At 62.0% G+C, this 19,126-nt stretch carries 18 protein-coding genes; 8 read left to right on the plus strand and 10 right to left on the minus strand.

Annotated features, from left to right (window positions below; translation table 11 throughout):
- Window positions 1-118: 118 nt before the first annotated feature.
- Window positions 119-1,030 (minus strand): LysR family transcriptional regulator, encoded by a 912-nt coding sequence (locus tag AC07X6_RS24630; protein ID WP_494792688.1) that lies wholly within the window; start codon window positions 1,028-1,030, stop codon window positions 119-121.
- Between the two features lie 154 nt (window positions 1,031-1,184).
- Here AC07X6_RS24630 and lysA point away from each other — a divergent pair, with 154 nt between their 5' ends.
- A complete protein-coding gene (gene lysA / locus AC07X6_RS24635; RefSeq protein ID WP_494792689.1) occupies window positions 1,185-2,423 on the plus strand; it encodes a diaminopimelate decarboxylase in 1,239 nt (412 codons plus the stop codon).
- Between the two features lie 63 nt (window positions 2,424-2,486).
- The gene (locus AC07X6_RS24640; RefSeq protein WP_494792690.1) at window positions 2,487-4,064 is read left to right on the plus strand and encodes a phospholipase D family protein; all 1,578 of its coding nucleotides are present in this window, start codon (window positions 2,487-2,489) and stop codon (window positions 4,062-4,064) included.
- A gap of 33 nt (window positions 4,065-4,097) precedes the next feature.
- Here the strand turns inward: AC07X6_RS24640 and AC07X6_RS24645 are convergent, their stop codons facing one another.
- From AC07X6_RS24645 to apbC, 3 genes are all read right to left on the minus strand, one after another.
- Window positions 4,098-5,774 (minus strand): alkaline phosphatase family protein, encoded by a 1,677-nt coding sequence (locus AC07X6_RS24645; RefSeq protein ID WP_494792691.1) that lies wholly within the window; start codon window positions 5,772-5,774, stop codon window positions 4,098-4,100.
- A 138-nt stretch (window positions 5,775-5,912) separates the two neighbouring features.
- Window positions 5,913-6,320, minus strand: coding sequence for a DUF4399 domain-containing protein (locus tag AC07X6_RS24650; RefSeq protein WP_494792692.1), 408 nt, complete (start codon window positions 6,318-6,320; stop codon window positions 5,913-5,915).
- A gap of 87 nt (window positions 6,321-6,407) precedes the next feature.
- On the minus strand, window positions 6,408-7,496 hold the full coding sequence (apbC, locus tag AC07X6_RS24655; protein ID WP_070219730.1) for an iron-sulfur cluster carrier protein ApbC: 1,089 nt from the start codon (window positions 7,494-7,496) through the stop codon (window positions 6,408-6,410).
- Between the two features lie 160 nt (window positions 7,497-7,656).
- Between apbC and metG the strand changes: the two genes are divergently transcribed.
- The 5 genes from metG (at window position 7,657) to panC (ending at window position 12,482) form a co-directional block, all read left to right on the plus strand.
- Window positions 7,657-9,810, plus strand: coding sequence for a methionine--tRNA ligase (gene metG, locus AC07X6_RS24660; protein WP_230542218.1), 2,154 nt, complete (start codon window positions 7,657-7,659; stop codon window positions 9,808-9,810).
- 19 nt (window positions 9,811-9,829) lie between these two features.
- On the plus strand, window positions 9,830-10,309 hold the full coding sequence (locus AC07X6_RS24665) for a GNAT family N-acetyltransferase (RefSeq protein WP_230542264.1): 480 nt from the start codon (window positions 9,830-9,832) through the stop codon (window positions 10,307-10,309).
- 119 nt (window positions 10,310-10,428) lie between these two features.
- Window positions 10,429-10,638: a DUF3460 family protein gene (locus AC07X6_RS24670; RefSeq protein WP_034778041.1), complete on the plus strand. Its 210-nt coding sequence runs from the start codon at window positions 10,429-10,431 to the stop codon at window positions 10,636-10,638.
- Between the two features lie 17 nt (window positions 10,639-10,655).
- A complete protein-coding gene (locus AC07X6_RS24675) occupies window positions 10,656-11,588 on the plus strand; it encodes a segregation and condensation protein A (protein WP_077402012.1) in 933 nt (310 codons plus the stop codon).
- 54 nt (window positions 11,589-11,642) lie between these two features.
- Window positions 11,643-12,482: a pantoate--beta-alanine ligase gene (gene panC / locus AC07X6_RS24680; RefSeq protein WP_230542221.1), complete on the plus strand. Its 840-nt coding sequence runs from the start codon at window positions 11,643-11,645 to the stop codon at window positions 12,480-12,482.
- Window positions 12,483-12,521: 39 nt separating this feature from the next.
- On the opposite strand, the gene AC07X6_RS24685 is transcribed toward panC, so the two are convergent.
- Window positions 12,522-12,980: a hypothetical protein gene (locus tag AC07X6_RS24685; RefSeq protein ID WP_494792693.1), complete on the minus strand. Its 459-nt coding sequence runs from the start codon at window positions 12,978-12,980 to the stop codon at window positions 12,522-12,524.
- Between the two features lie 279 nt (window positions 12,981-13,259).
- On the opposite strand from AC07X6_RS24685, the gene AC07X6_RS24690 reads away from it, so the two are divergent.
- Window positions 13,260-14,012 (plus strand): SDR family oxidoreductase, encoded by a 753-nt coding sequence (locus AC07X6_RS24690; RefSeq protein ID WP_494792694.1) that lies wholly within the window; start codon window positions 13,260-13,262, stop codon window positions 14,010-14,012.
- A gap of 75 nt (window positions 14,013-14,087) precedes the next feature.
- Here AC07X6_RS24690 and cheY read toward each other — a convergent pair whose 3' ends face one another.
- The 5 genes from cheY to AC07X6_RS24715 all read right to left on the minus strand — a co-directional run bounded on the left by cheY (window position 14,088) and on the right by AC07X6_RS24715 (window position 19,093).
- Window positions 14,088-14,486 carry a chemotaxis response regulator CheY gene (gene cheY, locus AC07X6_RS24695; protein WP_010396677.1) on the minus strand — a complete coding sequence of 133 codons (399 nt, stop codon included), beginning with the start codon at window positions 14,484-14,486 and terminating at the stop codon, window positions 14,088-14,090.
- Window positions 14,487-14,633: 147 nt separating this feature from the next.
- A complete protein-coding gene (locus AC07X6_RS24700) occupies window positions 14,634-15,704 on the minus strand; it encodes a protein-glutamate methylesterase/protein-glutamine glutaminase (RefSeq protein WP_152257160.1) in 1,071 nt (356 codons plus the stop codon).
- A gap of 108 nt (window positions 15,705-15,812) precedes the next feature.
- Window positions 15,813-16,421, minus strand: coding sequence for a chemoreceptor glutamine deamidase CheD (gene cheD / locus AC07X6_RS24705; protein WP_034758343.1), 609 nt, complete (start codon window positions 16,419-16,421; stop codon window positions 15,813-15,815).
- 9 nt (window positions 16,422-16,430) lie between these two features.
- Window positions 16,431-17,303: a CheR family methyltransferase gene (locus AC07X6_RS24710; protein WP_034778025.1), complete on the minus strand. Its 873-nt coding sequence runs from the start codon at window positions 17,301-17,303 to the stop codon at window positions 16,431-16,433.
- 71 nt (window positions 17,304-17,374) lie between these two features.
- The gene (locus AC07X6_RS24715; RefSeq protein WP_494792695.1) at window positions 17,375-19,093 is read right to left on the minus strand and encodes a methyl-accepting chemotaxis protein; all 1,719 of its coding nucleotides are present in this window, start codon (window positions 19,091-19,093) and stop codon (window positions 17,375-17,377) included.
- Between the last annotated feature and the right edge of the window lie 33 nt (window positions 19,094-19,126).

Consider the following 19,126-nt stretch of genomic DNA (forward strand, 5'->3'; position numbering starts at 1 on the left):
AGTAAAAATAATCGATATTACGGCATTAAATCATGCTCTCAAACAAAGAATGACAAACCATAAGAAGCAAAATTTATTCATTATCATGTTTATAGCCAAGCGAACTTGACATATGCTCTCACAGTTGCAACAAATATTTCGTAATTTGTTCCGCCTGCGCATGCAGCGCCCGCTCGAACAGGGCGACCAGTTGCGACAGGGGCCGGTGCAAGGGCTTCACGAGATTCACCGTGAACGGCAGGGACACGGCAAAGCGGCGGATCTGCAAGCCCTGCCCCGCATAATCGAGCGCCGTGAGCGGATTGACGATGGCCAGCCCCACGCCTTCGCGCACCATGGCGCACACGGAGGCGGCGCTGTGCGTGTCGAGCGCCATGCGCCGCTCCACCCCCGCCTGCGCGAAAATGGCGTCGATCTGCTGGCGGTAGGGGTCGACGGCGGCCAGGCTGATGAAAGGCTGGCCCGCAAAGTCCGCCGGCTGCAGCACGGCCTTGCCAGCCAGCACATGGCCGTCGGGCAGCACGCACACTTCATCGACGGACATCAAGGTGGCCAGCGCGGTGCCCGGCGGCGCATTGTCCACTTCCGTCAGGCCGATATCGTGGCGCTGCGCCGACAGCCACTCTTCCAGCAGCGGCGACTCCTGCGGGGTGATGCTGATGCTCACCTTGGGAAAATCGGCGACGAAGCGCTTGCACGCCTGCGGCAGCAAGGACTGGGAAAACACGGGCAGGCAGGCGATCGACAGCTGCCCCTGGTCGAACTGGCGCAGGGCCGCCGCCGTGCTGACGATGCGTTCCAGGCCAAAGTACGCGCGCTGCACTTCCTCGAACAGCTGCAGCGCCTGGGCCGTGGGGCGCAGCCGCCCCCGTTCGCGCTCGAACAGGGTCAATCCCGTCAAGTGCTCGAGGCGCGCCAGCTCGCGGCTGACGGTGGGCTGCGAGGTGTGCAGCATGGCGGCGGCGGCCGTCACGCTGCCCGTCGTCATGATGGCGCGGAAGACTTCGATATGGCGCAGGGAGATAGTCATGCCCATATCATAAATGAATAAGGTAGCCTCAAATAGATATTTTATGTTTACAAAGAAAACCCGCATCATGGACAGCATCGTAGGATTAGCGGGCAAAGCCCGCGCAATCCGACACCACCTCCGACGCCACCATCACATAATAAAGACCACCGCCATGAAACCAGTGCCAGACGCCACCCTCGCCCAACTCGCCCAGGAACACGGCACGCCCCTGTGGGTGTATGACGCGGCCACCATCCGCGCGCGCATCGCGCAGCTGGCGCAGTTCGACACGGTGCGCTTCGCGCAAAAGGCCAATTCGAACATCCATCTGCTCACCGTGATGCGCGAAGCGGGCGTGCACGTGGACGCCGTCTCGCTGGGCGAGATCGAACGCGCGCTGCAGGCAGGCTTTACGCCCGCGCAAACGAACGGCGCCGCCGGCGTGGTGTTTACCTGCGACCTGTTCGACCGCGCCACCCTGGCCCGCGTGGTGGCGGCGAAGATCGAAGTCAATTGCGGCTCCGTCGACATGCTGCGCCAGCTGGGCCCCGTGTCGCCCGGCCACCGCGTCTGGCTGCGCATCAATCCCGGTTATGGCCATGGCCACAGCAACAAGACGAATACGGGCGGCGAAAACAGCAAGCATGGCATCTGGCACGAAGAGCTGCCAGAGGCGCTGGCCGTCATCCGCGCGCATGGCCTGCATCTGGTGGGCCTGCACATGCACATCGGCTCCGGCGTCGACTACAGCCACCTGGAAACCGTCTGCGGCACCATGGTCGACCTGGTCAAGAACATGGGCCACGACCTGGAAGCCATTTCCACGGGCGGCGGCCTGTCCGTGCCCTACCGCGAAGGCGAGCAACCCGTCGATACGGACCATTACTTCCAGCTGTGGGATGCGGCGCGCAAGCAGATCGAGGCGCACCTGGGCCATCCCGTGCACCTGGAAATCGAACCGGGCCGCTTCCTCGTGGCCGACGCGGGCCTGCTGGTGGCCGAAGTGCGCGCCACCAAGCAAATGGGCGGCAACCACTTCACCTTGCTCGATACGGGTTTCAATGAACTGATGCGCCCCGCCATGTACGGCAGCTACCATGAAATGTCGGTGATCGCGCACGACGGCCGCGCCCTCGACGCCCAGCGTGCCACCGTGGTCGGCGGTCCCCTGTGCGAATCGGGCGACGTCTTCACCCAGCGCGACGGCGGCGTGGTGGAAACCCGCCTGCTACCTGCAGCGCAGGTGGGCGACTACGTCGTCTTCGAAGGCGCGGGCGCGTATGGCGCGTCGATGTCGTCGAACTACAACAGCCGCCCCCATGCGGCCGAATACCTGGTCGATGGGGCGCAATCCCGTTTGATCCGCCGCCGCCAGACGGTGGCCGAGCTGATTGCGCTGGAACAACTGTAAATCCTCGCCCGCGTGCGGGCATGCGCATCTGCTAACATCGGGGCAACTCGATGAAAGCCCGCCATGCCCGCCCAAGCACTTCCCTTCCGCAGCGCCACCCGGCTGCTGCTGTCCCTGCTGCTGCCCCTGCTGCTGTCCGCCGTCCTCGCCGGCTGCGCTACCCTGCCATCGCTGGACAGCCGCGTCCCCTCCACCGTCCTCACCGATACGGCCGATACCCGGCTGGCCATGGCCATTGCGCCCATGGCGGCGCAGCATCCCGGCGTGTCCGGCATCTACCCGCTGGTCGACGGGCGCGACGCCTTTGCCGCGCGCGCCCTGCTGGCCGCCGCCGCCCAGCGCAGCCTGGACGTGCAGTACTACATCTGGCACAAGGACATCACGGGCACCTTGCTGTTCGACGCCCTGCGCCAGGCGGCCGAACGTGGCGTGCGCGTGCGCCTGCTGCTCGACGATAACAACACGGCGGGCCTGGACCAGACCCTGTCCATGCTGGGCAAGCAGCGGAACCTGGAAATCCGCCTGTTCAATCCCTTCGTGCCCCGCGCGCCGCGCGCGCTGGCCTTCGCCACCGATTTTTCGCGCCTCAACCGGCGCATGCACAACAAATCGTTCACGGCCGATAACCAGGCCACCATCGTCGGTGGGCGCAATGTGGGCGATGAATATTTTGGCGCGGCCGGCGACGTGCTGTTTGCCGACCTGGACGTGCTGGCCGTCGGCCCCGTCGTCGGCGAGGTGTCGCACGATTTCGACCGTTACTGGAACAGCGCTTCGGCTTACCCGGCCAGCCTGCTGCTGACCCGCCCAGTCGACGGCGACGCGGCCACCATCGCCGCAGAGGCGGACCGCATCGACGACACCAGGGCCGCCGAGGAATACGTGCAGGCGCTGCGCACCTCGCCCTTCGTCAAGCAGATGATGGAACGCACCCTGCCCTTCGAATGGGCGCGCACGCGCATGGTCAGCGACGACCCTGCCAAGGTGCTGGACCAGGCCAGACCAGGCACGGGCGTGGCGGAAAACCTGCAAAACCTGCTCGGTGTGCCGGAAAAGGAAGTGGATCTGGTGTCGCCGTATTTCGTGCCCGGCAAGGCCGGCACGCAAGCCTTTGCCGACCTGGCCAGCAAGGGCGTGGGCGTGCGCATCCTGACGAATGCGCTGGAAGCGACCGACGTGGCGGCCGTGCATGCGGGCTATGCAAAGTGGAGGAAACCGCTGCTGGAAGCGGGCGTGCTGCTGTACGAGTCGCGCCGCTCGTGGGAAGCCGGCGACGCGCGCGAGCAAACGGGCCGCTTCGGCAGTTCCGCATCGAGCCTGCACGCGAAGACCTTTGCCGTCGACGACCGGCGCATCTTCGTCGGCTCCTTCAATTTCGATCCGCGCTCCATCGACCTGAACACGGAAATGGGCCTCGTCATCGATAGCCCCGTGCTGGCCAGCCAGCTGGGGCAAGCCATGCGCACCAGCATCCCGCAACGCGCCTACCAGGTGCTGCTTGGCGACGACGGTGCGCTGTACTGGCTCGCCCGCGACGCCAGCGGCGCCACCACGCGCTACGACACGGAACCTGGCGCCAGCGTGTGGAAGCGCATGGGGGTGGCGATTCTGTCGGTGTTGCCTATTGATTGGCTGTTATAAGTCAACGCCTGCCCCCAGGGTTTGCGCTAGGATTTACTTAACCGCCTCTGTCAAGATGCGCCCTTCAGACGCGGACGGCTGGCGTATGCGCAGCAAATGGGCCAGCGTAGGGGCGATATCGACCACTTCCGCGTACTGGCCATAGGCGCCCGGCTTGATCCAGCGGGGGCCGAAGACCATCAGCGGCACGTTGGTGTCGTACGTGTACGGCGTGCCGTGCGAGGTGCCGCCGCTGCCCTTGCCGAAGTACCAGGCCGGCTTTGTGACGACCATCAGGTCGCCCGACAGCTGACGGTTCCAGGCGCGGCGCATCAAGGTATCCATGCGCGTGGCCACTGCCCCTGTTTCCATCTGCGTGCGCGTGTAGACTTGCGCCAGGCCGTCCTGCTGCAGCAGGAAGCGGGCCGCCGCGTCTTCCAGGGCCGCGCGATGGACGCCGCTCTTTTCCGCCAGCGCGTAATCGAGGTAGATGTTCGGCAGCGACGACGTCGTCACCAGTTTATCGATGCCCAGGCTGGTTGCCAGGTGCTGGTTCAAGGCATCGACCAGCTTGGCGCCATCGATGCGCCTGGCCGAGAAGCCCCGCGTTTCGGCGAATTCCGGCACGTTGGCAAAACCATGGTCGGCCGTCAGCACCACCAGCACGTTGTCCATGCCGACTTTTTTATCGAGGTCGGCAAAGAAGCCGGCCAGCATGCGGTCCAGGCGCTGCAGGTGGTCGTGCGACATCTTGCTTTCCGGGCCGTAGGCATGGTTCACATAGTCGTGCGCGGACAGGCTCACGCCGAGGATGTCGGGCACGCCGGCCGGGTTGCGGCCCAGGTTTTCGCCATCGATGGCGGCGCGGGCGAATTCCAGGGTCAGCTCGTCGAGGAAGGGACCGGACTTCAACCGGCTGTAGTACTCGCCATCGAGCTTGCCGCTGTCGCTGTAATAGGCGAACGGGAAGGTGTTGCGCGTGCCCGGCTTGGCCGCCACCAGATCATCACGGGCGTCGCGCGCATAGGCTGAATCGGCCAGCAGCGGCGTCCAGCTCTTGCCATAATAACGGTCCTGCGGTTTGGCCGCCTGGTAGCGCTGCACCCATTGCGGATGCTGCTGCATGTAATAGGTGCTGCTGGCGAAATTGCCCGTCTTTTCCATGTACATGTACGCCGTGCCCGTTTTCCCGGCCAGCAAAATGGCGCCCCGGTCCTTGCCCGACACGGTGACGACCTTGGCCTGGTCGCCCGTGGCATAGCGCAACTCGTCGCCCAGGGTGCTCACGCGCAGCTTGGTCGGCGCCGTGCCGTCGTCGGGCTGCGTTGCTTCGCCGATGTAATGGAAATTGCCGTCCTCGGTGCAGTACACGGATTTTTTCGTGACGGGATCGATCCAGTTATTGCCGATCACGCCATGCTGATAAGGATAGGCGCCCGACAGCACGGCCGAGTGGCCGATGGCGGTCACCGTGATGCCATGCGCCTGGTGCGCATCGCTGAACCATGCGCCCTGCTCCAGCAGGCGGCGGAAGCCGCCCTGGCCGAACTGGTCGCGGTAGCGTGTTACCTGCTCTTGCGGCAAGCCGTCGACCACCAGCACCACGACCAGCTTCGGCTGCGCCGCAGCCGGGGGTACGGCCTTGGCCGCATATGCCTGGCAAGCCGCCACGCTAGTCACCAGCAGCAGCGCATGCGCCAGTTGCCGGGAAAGGGAGAAATGTTTCGTCATATCCGCTCATCAAAAGTTAGGCCACCGGCCAGCATACGCCGACTATATGACACAATAATGACAAGAGGCAACAATATGAAAAAGGCCAGGCTCCATCGCTGGAACCCGGCCTTTGCCACAATAGACAATATATCTGACTTACTTGACCGTCACCTTGATGCTTTTGCTCAACTCCGGCCCATACGACTGGTGCGCGCCGTTGGCGAACTGCATCGTCAGGGTGTACTGGCCCGGCGGCAAGGTGACATCCGTTTCCGTTTGACCTTTGCCGAAATGTAAATGCTTTTCGTCCATGGGTATCATCTCGCCCGCCTTCATCGGCCCCATATTGATGAGCAAATGATGGTGGCCCGTCTTGGCCGTCATATCGCCGGCCGGCTTGACGTCCATGCCGCTGACGGCAAATTTCACTTTGAACGGACTCGTCACCGTCGCGCCATCGACTGGCTCGACGAACGAGACGGATTGGGCGAAGGCGCTGGCGGCCAGCAGGCTGCCGGCAAGCAGGACTGCGGCCTGGCGCAGGAATACGGTGGTCAATTGCATGATGTCTCCTCTTGTTTAATAACAACACGGACTGCATGAAACCATATTCCTGCCGGCAGTGGCGCATAGGAGCGCCAAGTCCAGCCGCTAGTCGTTCTTGATGACGATCGACGGGAATTTACTTGTCATATCCTTCGCCTTTTCCGCCACCTTGATGGCGATGGTGCGGGCGATCTGCTTGTAGATCACGGCGACGGGGCCTTCCGGCTCGGCCACGACGGTCGGCGTGCCCGAGTCCGTCTGCTGGCGAATCGCCATGGTCAGCGGCAAGGCGCCGAGGAATTCCACGCCAAAGTCCGCACACATCTTCGCGCCGCCGCCGGCGCCGAAGATTTCTTCCGCATGGCCGCAGTTCGAGCAGATATGCGTGCTCATGTTTTCCACCACGCCGAGGATCGGAATGCCGACTTTCTCGAACATTTTCAAGCCCTTGCGCGCGTCCAGCAGCGCGATGTCCTGCGGCGTCGTGACGATCACGGCGCCCGTGACGGGCACTTTCTGCGACAGGGTCAGCTGGATATCGCCCGTGCCTGGCGGCATGTCGACGATCAGATAATCGAGGTCGCGCCAGTTGGTCTGGTCCAGCAGTTGCTGCAAGGCTTGCGTGACCATCGGGCCGCGCCACACCATCGGCTCGTCCGGATCGATCATGAAGCCGATCGACGACACTTGCAGGCCGTGGTTTTCCATCGGCTCCATGCTCTTGCCGTCCAGCGTCTTCGGCTGGCCGCTGATGCCCAGCATCATCGGCTGCGACGGGCCATAGATATCGGCGTCCAGCATGCCGACGGTGGCGCCTTCGGCGGCCAGGGCCAGGGCCAGGTTGACGGCCGTGGTCGATTTGCCAACGCCGCCCTTGCCGGAAGCGACGGCAATGATGTTTTTCACGTTGCTCATCGGCTTCAAGCCGCGCTGCACCGTGTGCGAAATGATCTTCGACGACACGCCCACGCTGACGTTGCCCACGCCCGGCAGCACGCGCAGGGCGGCCAGCACGGACTTGCGGATCAGGTCAATCTGGCTCTTGGCGGGGTAGCCCAGCTCGATGTCGAGCGAAATGTCGCTGCCATCGACCTTCAGATTCTTGACGGTTTTGCTGGAAACGAAATCTTTATGTGTATTTGGATCAATAACCTGGGCCAGCGCGGCCTTGACGTCTTCTACTGTGATGCTCATGTAAATCTCCGTGTGTACTACATATGTGCAATACGCGCAGTCTAGCGCAAATTTGCATGGTGCGATGGCGGCAAAAGCATCACTTGCCGGCGCTGCATCTGCTCATATTGCCTTTCCGCTGTTAAAATGTCCTATTATCCATCCCAAAAGTGCATCAATCATGACTCGCAAGCTGTTCGTCACCACTGCCCTGCCTTACGCAAACGCCGCTTTTCACATTGGCCACATCATGGAATACATCCAGGCTGATATCTGGGTCCGGTTCCAGCGAATGCAACGCGATGGCGCAGCCGGCCGTGAAGTGCACTTTGTGGGCGCCGACGATACGCATGGCACGCCCATCATGATCGCCGCCGAAAAGGAAGGCATCACGCCGCAGCAATTCGTCGCCAACATCGCCGCCGGCCGCGCCCAGTACCTCGATGGCTTCCACATCGCCTTCGATAACTGGTATTCGACCGATTCGCCGGAAAACGTTGATCTGTCGCAATCGATCTACCGCAAGCTGCGCGATACGGGCCTGATCGTCACGAAAACCGTCGACCGCTTCTTCGACCCGGTCAAAGGCATGTTCCTGGCCGACCGCAACATCAAAGGCGAATGCCCGAAATGCGGCGCCAAGAATCAGTACGGCGACAATTGCGAAGTGTGCGGCGCCGCTTACCAGCCGACCGACCTGGTCAACCCGTTCTCCGTGTTTACCAACGCGACGCCCGTGATGAAGCCGTCGGAACAGTATTTCTTCAAGCTGTCCGACCCGCGCTGCTTCGAATTCCTCAAGGATTGGCTGAATACGCCAGGCCGCCTGCAGCCGGAAATGGTCAACAAGGTCAGCGAATGGCTGGGCGAAGCGGGCGAAAAGCTGGCTGACTGGGATATCTCGCGCGATGCGCCCTATTTCGGCATCCCGATTCCCGATGCGCCGGGCAAGTTCTTCTATGTGTGGATGGACGCGCCCGTCGGTTACCTGGCCAGCCTGAAAAACTATTGCGACAAGAAAGGCATCGATTTCGACGCCTTCCTGAACGACCCGACGACGGAACAGATCCATTTCATCGGCAAGGACATCGTCTCGTTCCACCTGCTGTTCTGGCCTGCCATGCTGAAATTTGCCAATCACCCGGTGATCGACAAACTGAAAGTCAATGTACACGGCTTCCTGACGGTCAATAACGAAAAGATGTCGAAGTCGCGCGGCACGGGCATCTCGCCGCTGCGCTACCTGGACCTGGGCATGAACCCGGAATGGCTGCGCTACTACATCGCGTTCAAGCTGAACTCGAAAGTGGAAGACCTGGACTTCAACGGCGAAGATTTCGTGGCCCGCGTGAACAGCGACCTGATCGGCAAATACGTGAACATCGCCAGCCGCTGCGCCGGCTTCATCGCCAAGCGTTTCGACGGCAAGCTGGCATCGACGCTGTCGGAAGGCGCGCAAAGCTGGATCAACCGCGCGCTGACGGTGGACGTCAACGGCGTCATCGTCGAGCGCCAGGCCAGCATCGCCGCGCATTTTGAAAACCGCGAATTCGGCAAGGCCTTGCGCGAAATCATGGAAATCGCCGATATCACCAACCAGTATGTCGATGAAAACAAACCGTGGATCCTCGCCAAGGACGTCGAAAAGACGGCCGAACTGCACGACGTGTGCACGACGGCCCTGATCCTGTTCCGCCAGCTGACGATTTTGCTGTCGCCGGTGCTGCCGGGCGTGGCCAAGAACGTGGCATCGTTCCTCAACGACGCCGAGTTCACTTGGGCGGATACGCAAGTGTTCGGCGACGCCGTCTCGAACAGCATGCTGGGCCGCACCATCGGCGCCTACAGCCACTTGATGACGCGCATGGATGCGAAGATGATCGAAGCGCTGTTTGACGCGCCGCAAGCGGCCCCCGCCATCGCGGCACCGGCCGGCGACGCCGCCAACGACGCCGCAGCAGCCCCAGCCGCTGCAGCCATCGAGGAACTGGCGCCCGAAATCAAGATCGACGACTTCCTCAAGGTCGACCTGCGCATCGCCAAAATCGTCAACTGCGAACTGGTCGACGGTTCCGACAAGCTGCTGCGCCTGACCCTGGACGCGGGCGAAGGCCGCTTGCGCAATGTCTTCTCCGGCATCCGTTCGGCGTACCAGCCGGAAGAACTGATCGGCAAGCTGACGGTGCTGGTGGCCAATTTGGCGCCGCGCAAGATGAAGTTCGGCATTTCGGAAGGCATGGTCATGGCCGCCTCCGCCGCCGACGAGAAGGCCAATCCGGGCATCTACATCCTGAACCCATGGCCGGGCGCCGAACCTGGCATGCGCATCCGTTAAGCCACCACAAGGACCGATGATGAATATCGTGGTGCGCGAAGCAACGAATGCCGATGCACAACTGATCGCCGAGCTGACCCGCGCCGCGTGGGCCGGCAAGGTGGCGGCCTCGTCCAGTGGACACCACGAGACGGCGCAGCAGGTGGAAGCGCAACTGCGCCACGGCGGCGGCTTTCTGTTGCTGATCGACGACATTCCAGCCGGTTCGCTGCGCTGGATGCCGCTCGACAGCGATCCCGCCATCTGGAAGATTTCGCGCATGGGCGTGCTGCCCGCCTACCGGGGCAGCCACGTCTCGCAACATTTGCTGGAAGCCATCATTCATCATGGCCTGTCGTGCCAGGCCGAGGAATTGCGTCTGGCCGTGCGGCGCGACCAGCGCAAGCTGATCGATTTTTATGCGGCCTTCGAATTCGACCTGGCCGAAGAACTGGAATATTCGCACGCCAACCCCGCCGAACCGGCGCCGATGGTGATGCGGCGCTTGTTACGTTATTGATTGCGTTATTGATTTTTAGCAATTTCGCCCCGGACTTGCCGATACGACAACCCGCCAAGCGGTACGGCGCGGTAGAATACGGCCGGCTGACCTTACCCATAAGACACTCAGAAGAGAATATGAAACTGCCTGCAAAACACAACAACTACGTATCCGACCACACCTTGTTCATCGCCGAACTGAAGGCCAAGAACCCTGGCATGGAAGCGGGCCAGCAAGCGGGCCGCGCCCTGCTGTGGGATAAACCGGCCGTCAGCATCGATGAGCAGGAGCGCCAGCTGGCGTCGGCCGTCAAGCAACAGGCTTACGTTTACCAGAACAAGAACTAAGATCTGGAACCGGCACGATGTTGCCTGAAGAGTCTGCAGTCACGCCGGAAGCCGACGCTTCCGGCGCCGGCGCAGTCATCGAGTCGCCCGAACCCGCCGCTGGCGGCGACGGCAGCGGCGACCCCGCAGCATCCGCCACGGCAGTAACGGACGCGGCGCCCGCCGCCGACCCGCTGGGCATCGCCCGCCTGTACGGCGAGCCGATGATGCGCATGCCGACGGATTTGTACATTCCGCCGGACGCGCTGGAAATCTTCCTCGAAGCCTTCGAAGGCCCGCTCGACTTGCTGCTCTACCTGATCCGCAAGCAAAACTTCAACATTCTCGATATCCCGATGGCGCAGGTGACCCTGCAATATCTGAAATATGTCGACCAGATCCGCGTGCGCAACCTGGAACTGGCCGCCGAGTATTTGTTGATGGCTGCCATGTTGATCGAGATCAAGTCGCGCATGCTTTTGCCATCGCGCAAGAGCGACGTCGAGGAAGATGGCGGCGACCCCCGTGCCGAACTGGTGCGCCGCCTGCTCGAGTACGAACAGATCAAGCTGGCCGCCTACGACCTGAACGCCATTCCCCAGTTCGAGCGCGATTTCGTGCGCACGCAGATTTTCATCGAGCAAAGCCTGACGCCCACCTGGCCCGACGTGGAACCGGTGGACTTGCAGCAGGCGTGGCTCGACGTGCTGAAACGCGCCAAGCTGACCCAGCATCACCGCATCAGCCGCCAGGAACTGTCCGTGCGCGAGCACATGTCGAGCATTTTGCGCCACTTGCAGTCGTCGCGCTTCGTCGAGTTCAGCGAGCTGTTCGACATTGCCGGCGGCGTGCCCGTGGTGGTGGTCAACTTCGTGGCCTTGCTGGAACTGGCCAAGGAAACCCTGATCGAAATCACGCAGGCAGAACCGTTTGCCCCCATCTACGTCCGGCTGGCGTATTCGCCCGCCTGATCCCTTCCCTTTGTCACTGACCACCGTACAACGGGGTTTTAGCGAAAGCAATCCATGAAAATTATTTCCGACATTGAAGAATTGCGCGACCAGCTCAGCGGACAGCTGCGCACGGCGTTCGTCCCCACCATGGGCAACCTGCACGAAGGCCATCTGTCGCTGATGCGCCTGGCGCGCAAGCATGGCGACCCCGTCGTCGCCTCAATCTTCGTGAACCGCCTGCAATTCGGCCCGAACGAGGATTTCGAGAAATATCCGCGCACCATGGCGGCCGACATCGCCAAGCTGGAAAAGGAAGGCGTGTACGTGCTGTTCGCGCCGACGGAAAAGGAACTGTATCCGGAGCCGCAGGAATACCGCGTGCGCCCGCCCGATGACCTGGGCAATACCCTGGAAGGCGAATTCCGCCCCGGCTTCTTCGAAGGCGTGTGCACGGTCGTCACCAAGCTGTTCTCGTGCGTGGGTCCCCGCGTGGCCGTGTTCGGCAAGAAGGATTACCAGCAACTGATGATCATCCGCAACATGGCGCGCCAGTTCGCACTGCCGACGGAAATCATCGCCGCCGAAACCTACCGTGCAGAAGATGGCCTGGCCTTGTCTTCGCGCAATATGTACCTGTCGGAAAGCGAACGCGCGGAAGCGCCGGAACTGTTCAAGGGCCTCAATTTCGTGGCCGAGGAAGTGCGCAAGGGCAACTTGGCCGTGGGCGAACTGGAACAGGCCAGCATGCAGTTGTTGAACAGCCGCGGCTGGAAGTCGGACTACATCGCCGTACGCAAGCGCGCCAACCTGCAAGCGCCAAGCGCCGCCGAACTGGCCGCCGGCGAACCGCTGGTGGTGCTGGCCGCCGCCAAGCTGGGGCAGACTCGACTCATCGACAACCTGGAAATTTAAACGCAGTCAGAGCGGGGCCGTTCGGCCCCGTTTCTTTTATTACTTCTCCATCCCTACCAGCTTGAGCTCGGCAAACAGCGGCTTGTTGCTGCCGCGTGCCGCTTGCAACATGTCATAGCTGGCCGCATCGAGCACGATTTCCTCGCCCGCCCACAGCTTGCGCTGGTTCGCAGGCAGCCTCAGGCTGCGCAGGATGGCCCGCACCTGGGCCGGATCGGCTGCCAGCAGGCGGATGGCGTGCGCATGGCGCTGCGTCCCCGTGAGTATCGGCAAGCCGCCCTCGGGGCCATACTGACTCAGGCTGACATAGTCGCGGCCTCCCAGGCGGTGCAGATAAGCATGCCGGCCATCAGCTTCGGCAGGCAACTGCGCGGCCGGCTCCTGCATCTCGACGACGGTAGCCGCGACAGGTGCGACGCTGGTTTGTTCAAGGCTCACGCCGCAAGCTGCCAGCAAGGCCGTGCTCAGGGCAAAAAATAATACGGGTGCTCGGCGCATGTTGCGCTCCTTCTTGTCGGGGTCGGGGACAAAGGGAATAGTGCAGCGATCATGGGCCAAATTATTTGACGTGTAAAGTTAACTTTGGGAAATATTTCATTCCCTTGCGCAATGACTTGCGGTCAGCGGCACCACGCCTGTCCATACCAGCCAGACCGGCAATCATTGTTAATCCAATTTGCACATTGAAATCAAGATCCCTATCTTTATCCATGGATTAATAAAGATCACAATGGCTGCACTGGCCCATGCAGGCCGCCACCACGACAGGAGAACACCATGAATACCGCATCCACCCCAGCCAAAGTTGCCATCGTCACGGGCGCCTCGCGCGGCATCGGCGCGGCCATCGCCCGCCGCCTGGCGCGTGACGGCATGCAGGTCGTCGTCAATTACTCCAGCGGCAAGGAGTCGGCAGACGCGCTGGTGGCGGCCATCGCGGCCAGCGGCGGTGCCGCCATCGCCGTCAAGGCCAACGTGGCCGATGCGGGCGAGGTGCAAGCGCTGTTCGATGCGGCCGAGGCGGCCTTCGGCGGCGTTGACGTGCTGGTCAACAACGCCGGCATCATGCCGCCCGCGCTGCCAGCCCTGGCCGACACGGACGACGCCACCTTCGACAGCCTGTTCGCCATCAACGTCAAGGGCAGCTTCAACACCATGCGCCAGGCGGCGACGCGCTTGCGCCACGGCGGCAGCGTGGTCAACTTCTCGAGCAGCGTGATCGGCCTGGCCCTGCCCGGCTATGCCGTCTACGGTGCCACCAAGGCGGCCATCGAGACGATGACGGCTATCTTCGCCAAGGAATTACGCGGCAAGAACATCACCGTCAACGCCGTCGCCCCCGGCCCCACGGCCACGGCCCTGTTCTTGAACGGCAAAACGGAAGAAACGATAGAACGCATGGGCAAGATGGCGCCGCTGGAGCGCCTGGGCACGCCGGAAGACATCGCCGCCGCAGTCGCCTTCCTGTGCGGCCCCGATGGCCGCTGGATCAACGGCCAGACCCTGCGCGCGAATGGCGGCCTGGTATAAGCGAGTTCAGCCGACGAAAAAAAACGCTGCCTGTTTGCACAGGCAGCGTTTTTCTTGATCGGTATCAAACCGTGATCAGGCGCCGGCTTTTTCCAGCTTCTCGAAAATCTTGTTCAGCTTTTCATCGAGTGTCGCGGCCGTGAACGGCTTGACGACATAACCGCTGGCGCCAGCCTGGGCGGCGGCGATGATGTTTTCTTTTTTCGCTTCGGCGGTGACCATCAGCACGGGCAGCTTGGCCAGTGCGGGATCAGCGCGGATATGCTGCAACATCGTCAGGCCATCCATGTTTGGCATGTTCCAGTCCGAGACGACGAAATCATACGATTCCGCCCGCAGCTTGGCCAGGCCCATCACGCCGTCTTCCGCCTCATCGACGTTGGCATAACCCAGTTCCTTCAACAGATTCCGGACAATGCGGCGCATCGTCGAAAAATCGTCAACGACTAAAAATTTCATCTTTGGATCAGCCATGAATAACTCCGTTGTTTCTGTAGCGGTTTGTTAATAATATCGACATGAATGCCGACATTATGGTCGACACTACGGCAGCAAGTTGTAGGATAGCATTTTCGTTGCTTTTAGGCGAACAAACTTGCCTCAGATCATATAAAACGTGGCTTACACGCGCAAAGCACGCATGCCGTGCGCAGCCAAGTGTCCCAGCACCATGCCAGGCAGCGCCGTCAGAGCGCCGACCTCATGCGTAGCACCGATGGCGATCGCCTCGCGCGGCATGCCGAACACCACGCAACTGGCTTCATCCTGCGCAAAATTATACGCTCCTGCAGCCTTCATCTCCAACATGCCTTGTGCGCCATCCTTGCCCATGCCGGTAAGGATCACGCCGACGGCATTTTTACCGGCCGATTGCGCTGCCGAACGGAACAGCACGTCGACCGAGGGGCGGTGACGGTTGACCGGCTCGCCCTGGTCGATTTTGGTCATGTAGTTGGCGCCGCTGCGCGTCAGGGTCAGGTGCGAATGGCCGGGCGCGATGTAGGCATGGCCGGGCAGCACGCGTTCGCCGCCTGCCGCTTCCTGCACCGATATCTTGCACAGCGAATCGAGACGGCGCGCAAACGAGCGCGTAAAGCCTTCCGGCATGTGCTGCGTGATCAGGATGCCGGGGCAATCGGACGGCATCTGCATGAGGAATTCGCGGATCGCTTCCGTGCCTCCCGTGGAGGCGCCCACGATGATCAGCTTTTCGCTCGACGTCAAGGGGCTGCGCAGCGCAGGCAGCGGCGCGGCCACCTTGTCGCCGGCAGACGGCAGGGTACGCGCGCGGATGCGTGCCTTCGAGGCGGCGCGGATCTTGTCGGCGATCATGTCGGTGTACTCGCGCATGCCGCTCTGGATGGAAATTTTCGGCTTGGTGACGAAATCGACGGCGCCCAGTTCCAGCGCGCGCATGGTGATTTCCGAACCGCGCTCGGTCAGGGACGACACCATCAGCACCGGCATCGGGCGCAAGCGCATCAGCTTTTCCAGGAAGTCCAGGCCATCCATCTTCGGCATCTCGACGTCGAGGGTCAGCACGTCGGGGTTGGTCTGCTTGATCATCTCGCGCGCCACCAGCGGATCGGGCGCCGCCCCCACCACTTCCATGTCGGGCTGGCTGTTCACGATTTCGGTCATGACGCTGCGAATCAGCGCCGAATCATCCACGATCAATACTTTGATCTTCATAAATATCCTTCCAGGCCTTGCGGCCCTTGTATCTTATTAAATTAGTACCCCGGACCACACCGCCGCACGCCGCACAAGGTGACGCGCAGCAAGTTTGGTCCGCTGTCACTAGAACAGTTCGACCTCGCCACCCACCGGCGCGACCTTGAGGCGGCTGGCGTAATCGAGTTCGCGGCGCACCAGGGTGTCGTTATGCGTCTGCATCAGCTTTTTCACCAGCACCTTGCCGCTGCGGGGGAAAAAATACACCTTGCGCGGGTGGATGTCGTTGAGATCTTCCGCCACCACGCGCATCTTTTCCGCCTTCAGGTAATTGATGACGAAGGCCGCATTGCGCTCGCCCACGTTGATCGCCGTGAAGCCGCGCAGCACGGCGCCGCCGCCGAATACCTTCGCTTCCATGTTCTCGCGCCGCGCGCCAGCCTTCAGCAAGTCGTTGATCAATATCTCCATGGCGTAGGTGCCATAGCGCATCGATGCGGAAATCGGGCTGTTCGGATCGCTGCCGCCGTCGGGCAGCATGAAATGGTTCATGCCGCCCAGGCCCGTGACGCGATCGCGGATGCAGGCCGAGACGCAGGAGCCGAGCACGGTGACGATCAGCATGTCCTTGTTGGTAAAGTAATACTCACCAGGCAAGATCTTGGCGGCGTCACAATTGAACGTCCTGTCGTAATAGACGTTAGTGGCGAATTGCTCTTTGGATTCCAGGCTCATATTTCACTCTCATGTACGATGCGACGATGCCTTGGGCGCGGCGCCCCGAGGCTGATCGAGCTCATAGACTGTTTTACCGCGCAGCTTCAATGAATCCGACACGTACAGAAAATTCTCCGAATGGCCCGCAAACAGCAGGGCATCGGGCTTCATCAATGGCACAAAGCGCGACAGGATCTTGCGCTGCGTCGCCTTGTCAAAATAAATCATCACGTTACGGCAAAAGATGACGTCGAACTGCCCCGTCAATGGCCAGCTGTCGGCCAGCAGGTTGAGCGGCTTGAAGGTGATCATCTGGCGCAGTTCCGGGCGCACCCGCACCTGCCCTTCGCGGTCGCCCTTGCCGCGCAAGAAAAAGCGCCGCGCACGGTCGGCCGGCATCTTGTCGAGCCGGTCCAGGTTGTAGACGCCATTGGCGGCCGTGGCCAGCACATTCGTGTCGATGTCCGTGGCGATGATGGTGACCGGCGGCGTGAGCGTATTGAACGCCTCGCACACCGTCATGGCGATCGAATACGGCTCTTCGCCGGTGGAGCTGGCCGAACACCAGATGGTGATCGGCCCGCTCAGTTTTTTCACATGCTCGGCCAGCAGCGGGAAGTGATGCGCCTCGCGGAAGAACGACGTCAGGTTGGTCGTCAGCGCATTCGTGAACGCTTCCCACTCGTCGCCCATGCGGCCCGCTTCCAGGTCGTCCAGGTAGCGGACGAACGAGGAGATGCCGGTCGCGCGCAGGCGCCGCGCCAGGCGGCTGTAGACCATCTCCTGCTTGCTGTCGGCCAGCGCGATGCCGGCCCGCTTGTAAATCATGGCGCGGACCCGTTCGAAGTCCTTGCCAGTGAAATCAAATTCCTTGACCGAATCCGTTTTAGTTTGCGGCATTTTGTTTTTACCTCTCTATGACTACTCTGACCAATGCCTTTGCAAGTATAACTAGCGGGACCGGGTTGGCGTCAGAACTCTTCCCAATCGTCGCCGCCGGCCGCCGCCAGCTTTTTCGCGGGCGGTGGCGTGCCGGCTTGCGCCGTCTTTGCCAACCGCCGTGTAGTTGCCGCCACTGCAGGCGCCGGCCGTGCCGCCGCCTTTACCGGCACGGGGGCGGGTGTGGCCGTTGGCGCAACGCTCTCGCCACCCAGCTTGAAGATGCTGACGGCGTCGGCCAGTTTCTGCGCCTGGTCCTGCATGCTCTCGGCCGCCGCCGCCGCTTCCTCGACCAGCGCCGCATTTTGCTGCGTCATCTGGTCCATTTGCGCGATGGCCTGGTTCACTTCCTCGATGCCATGGCTCTGTTCCTGCGTTGCCGCCGTGATCTCGCCCATGATGTCGGCCACCTGCCGGATCGACGTGACGATCAGGCCCATGGTCTGCCCCGCCTCGTCCACCAGGCGGCTGCCGGCATCGACCTTGTCGACCGAGTCGCCGATCAGGCCCTTGATCTCTTTCGCCGCGCCGGCGGATCGTTGGGCCAGATTGCGCACTTCCGACGCCACCACCGCAAAACCGCGCCCCTGCTCGCCTGCGCGCGCCGCCTCGACGGCCGCATTCAGCGCCAGGATATTCGTCTGGAACGCAATGCCGTCTATGACGCCGATGATATCGACGATCTTGCGCGAGCTGTCCTTGATGGAACCCATGGTGTCGACCACTTGCGCCACCACCTTGCCGCCCTGCTCCGCCACCGACGATGCCGACACGGCCAGCTGGTTGGCCTGGCGCGCGTTGTCCGCATTCTGCTTCACGGTCGACGTCAGCTCTTCCATCGACGATGCCGTCTCTTCGAGCGAACTGGCCTGCGTTTCCGTGCGCGCCGACAGGTCCGCATTGCCGCTGGCGATCTCGCGCGACGCCACGGTGATGGTGTCCGTCCCATTGCGCACGTCGCTGACCGTCTGCACCAGGCTCTCGTTCATGTCCTTGAGTGCCTGCTGCAAGGCGCTCGTTTCATCCTTGCCTTCAACCACCACGCGCGCCGTCAGTTCGCCGGCAGCCACCTTCTGCGCCACTGCCAGGGCACCGGACAGCGGCACCGTGATCGAACGCGTGATGAAGATGGCGCACCAGGCGCCGATCGCCACCGCCGCGCCGCCCAGGATGAACAATACCGTCATCAGGCGCGCATCGGCCGCCAGCGAATCGTCCATGAAGCTTTGCTGCGCCACGTGCTGCAAGTCGAGCAGCTTGTTGATATCGGCCAGGGTCGTCTTGTTCAAGGGATCGATGCGGGTGGCAATCACCTTCGCCGCGCCCTCGCTGTTAAACGCCAGCACCTGCCCCATCGCTTCCTTGAAGGCGGCATCGACTTCGCCGTCGGCCTTGGCGATATTGGCCAGCAGCGCCTTCTCGCCCTCGGACAGGCCCAAGGTGGCCAGCTTGCCGCGCGCACCGTCATACAGCTTGCGCTGCTCGCGCACCTTGCCCTCTTCCACCTGCATCAGGCCCACATCGCCCTGCAAGCCGATATTGCGCATGGCGATACCGGTTTCCAGCATCGCGCTTTTCATCAGCGACGCCTGCGTATTCTTTTCGCTGGCCACTGCCAGACCCGTGAGCAACTGGGCCTTGTTACGGTAATTCAGCGCATTCGCCGAAACGATCACCACCACCAGGATGGCGAGGATGCTGCCGAAACCTATCCCCAGCCGGGTGCCTATCTTGATATCGCGCAAACTCATTACAGTCTCCAATATTTATGTGAACGGCGCCCG

The organism is Janthinobacterium sp. GW460-12-1-14-LB5, assembly GCF_059423585.1.

Excerpts from the sequence above, each read along its gene's own strand:
- panC (WP_230542221.1), top strand. The coding sequence starts at position 11,643 with ATGAAAATTATTTCCGACATTGAAGAATTGCGCGACCAGCTCAGCGGA.
- lysA (WP_494792689.1), top strand. The coding sequence starts at position 1,185 with ATGAAACCAGTGCCAGACGCCACCCTCGCCCAACTCGCCCAGGAACAC.
- cheD (WP_034758343.1), bottom strand. The coding sequence starts at position 16,421 with ATGAGCCTGGAATCCAAAGAGCAATTCGCCACTAACGTCTATTACGAC.
- cheY (WP_010396677.1), bottom strand. The coding sequence starts at position 14,486 with ATGGCTGATCCAAAGATGAAATTTTTAGTCGTTGACGATTTTTCGACG.
- AC07X6_RS24710 (WP_034778025.1), bottom strand. The coding sequence starts at position 17,303 with ATGCCGCAAACTAAAACGGATTCGGTCAAGGAATTTGATTTCACTGGC.
- AC07X6_RS24640 (WP_494792690.1), top strand. The coding sequence starts at position 2,487 with ATGCCCGCCCAAGCACTTCCCTTCCGCAGCGCCACCCGGCTGCTGCTG.
- AC07X6_RS24665 (WP_230542264.1), top strand. The coding sequence starts at position 9,830 with ATGAATATCGTGGTGCGCGAAGCAACGAATGCCGATGCACAACTGATC.
- AC07X6_RS24630 (WP_494792688.1), bottom strand. The coding sequence starts at position 1,030 with ATGACTATCTCCCTGCGCCATATCGAAGTCTTCCGCGCCATCATGACG.
- AC07X6_RS24690 (WP_494792694.1), top strand. The coding sequence starts at position 13,260 with ATGAATACCGCATCCACCCCAGCCAAAGTTGCCATCGTCACGGGCGCC.
- metG (WP_230542218.1), top strand. The coding sequence starts at position 7,657 with ATGACTCGCAAGCTGTTCGTCACCACTGCCCTGCCTTACGCAAACGCC.
- AC07X6_RS24650 (WP_494792692.1), bottom strand. The coding sequence starts at position 6,320 with ATGCAATTGACCACCGTATTCCTGCGCCAGGCCGCAGTCCTGCTTGCC.
- AC07X6_RS24685 (WP_494792693.1), bottom strand. The coding sequence starts at position 12,980 with ATGCGCCGAGCACCCGTATTATTTTTTGCCCTGAGCACGGCCTTGCTG.
- AC07X6_RS24700 (WP_152257160.1), bottom strand. The coding sequence starts at position 15,704 with ATGAAGATCAAAGTATTGATCGTGGATGATTCGGCGCTGATTCGCAGC.
- AC07X6_RS24715 (WP_494792695.1), bottom strand. The coding sequence starts at position 19,093 with ATGAGTTTGCGCGATATCAAGATAGGCACCCGGCTGGGGATAGGTTTC.
- AC07X6_RS24670 (WP_034778041.1), top strand. The coding sequence starts at position 10,429 with ATGAAACTGCCTGCAAAACACAACAACTACGTATCCGACCACACCTTG.
- apbC (WP_070219730.1), bottom strand. The coding sequence starts at position 7,496 with ATGAGCATCACAGTAGAAGACGTCAAGGCCGCGCTGGCCCAGGTTATT.
- AC07X6_RS24645 (WP_494792691.1), bottom strand. The coding sequence starts at position 5,774 with ATGACGAAACATTTCTCCCTTTCCCGGCAACTGGCGCATGCGCTGCTG.
- AC07X6_RS24675 (WP_077402012.1), top strand. The coding sequence starts at position 10,656 with ATGTTGCCTGAAGAGTCTGCAGTCACGCCGGAAGCCGACGCTTCCGGC.